1 pseudogene is annotated in these 525 nt (G+C 65.0%); it reads right to left on the bottom strand.

Annotation, left to right across the window (positions count from 1 at the left end):
• Window positions 1–16: 16 nt before the first annotated feature.
• Window positions 17–525: pseudogene (locus SM191_RS19570) on the bottom strand (IS5 family transposase); the annotation flags it as partial.

Genomic DNA, 525 nt, shown 5'->3' with positions numbered 1-525 from the left:
TAGGGCTGAGACTCAATCAGAGCCAGAAGGCGAGGGCGGTTGCGATGGCGACGCCTGACAGGAAGTTGGCGGCGAGTTTGTCGTAGCGGGTGGCGACACGGCGGAAGTCCTTGAGGCGGCAAAAGGCGTTCTCAATCAGGTGGCGGCCACGGTATCTGTCCTTGTCGTAGCGGATGGTGCGTTTGCGGTTTCGACGGCCGGGAATGACAGGAACGGCTCCAGCATCGCGGAGCGAGCGGCGCAGCCGGTCTGCGTCATAGCCCTTGTCAGCAAGGAGGTAGCGCATGCGACCAGCCCGTTCGAGGAGCGCAGGCGCCGCCTTCACGTCGCTGACATTGCCGGCCGTCAGCATCAGCGCATAGGGACGGCCGATGACATCGGTGAGCGCGTGGACCTTGGTCGTCCATCCGCCGCGCGAGCGACCGATCGCCTGGGTCTGGCGCCCCCTTTTCCGCCGAACGCCGCGCGTTGCGCCTTGATGTAGGTGCTGTCGATCGCGGTACTCTTCGTGACCACGCCAGCATC

The organism is Sphingomonas sp. 2378, from assembly GCF_038084995.1.
Lineage (GTDB): Bacteria > Pseudomonadota > Alphaproteobacteria > Sphingomonadales > Sphingomonadaceae > Sphingomonas.
This window is presented reverse-complemented; position numbering and strand designations above follow the sequence as displayed.